This is a genomic window from Streptococcus cristatus (assembly GCF_003943515.1).
GTDB classification, from domain to species: Bacteria; Bacillota; Bacilli; order Lactobacillales; family Streptococcaceae; genus Streptococcus; species Streptococcus cristatus_D.
Genome location: NZ_RJPT01000029.1, coordinates 1 through 783, shown reverse-complemented (window position 1 = coordinate 783; position 783 = coordinate 1). Strand labels below are relative to the sequence as shown.

The window sequence follows — 783 nt, the reverse complement described above, 5'->3', positions numbered from 1 at the left end:
GCACTGATGCTTGCTGATACTGATGCTGATGCGCTTTGGCTCGCACTAATTGACGCAGACTGGCTCGCGCTTACTGAGATAGACGCTGAGTTCTGGTTGTTAGATGCTGAAGCTGAAGCACTTTGGCTTGCGCTTACTGATGTTGAAGCACTTTGACTTGCACTTACAGATGCGCTTGCTGATTGGCTAGCTGATACAGACGCTGAGTCGCTTGCACTTACAGATGCTGAGGCTGATTGACTAGCTGATACAGATGCTGATTGGCTCGCACTGATGCTTGCTGATACTGATGCTGATGCGCTTTGGCTCGCACTAATTGACGCAGACTGGCTCGCGCTTACTGAGATAGACGCTGAGTTCTGGTTGTTAGATGCTGAAGCTGAAGCACTTTGGCTTGCGCTTACTGATGTTGAAGCACTTTGACTTGCACTTACAGATGCGCTTGCTGATTGGCTAGCTGATACAGACGCTGAGTCGCTTGCACTTACAGATGCTGAAGCTGATTGGCTAGCTGATACAGATGCTGATTGGCTNGCACTGATGCTTGCTGATACTGATGCTGATGCGCTTTGGCTCGCACTAATTGACGCAGACTGGCTCGCGCTTACTGAGATAGACGCTGAGTTCTGGTTGTTAGATGCTGAAGCTGAAGCACTTTGGCTTGCGCTTACTGATGTTGAAGCACTTTGACTTGCACTTACAGATGCGCTTGCTGATTGGCTAGCTGATACAGACGCTGAGTCGCTTGCACTTACAGATGCTGAGGCTGATTGACTAGCTGAT

General features: G+C 49.4%; 2 protein-coding genes. Both read left to right on the top strand.

What is annotated here, in order from left to right; all coding sequences use genetic code 11:
* Window positions 1–273: 273 nt before the first annotated feature.
* Window positions 274–423, top strand: coding sequence for a hypothetical protein (locus D8791_RS10410; protein ID WP_185760596.1), 150 nt, complete (start codon window positions 274–276; stop codon window positions 421–423).
* A 117-nt stretch (window positions 424–540) separates the two neighbouring features.
* A complete protein-coding gene (locus tag D8791_RS10405) occupies window positions 541–690 on the top strand; it encodes a hypothetical protein (protein ID WP_185760596.1) in 150 nt (49 codons plus the stop codon).
* Window positions 691–783 lie beyond the last annotated feature (93 nt).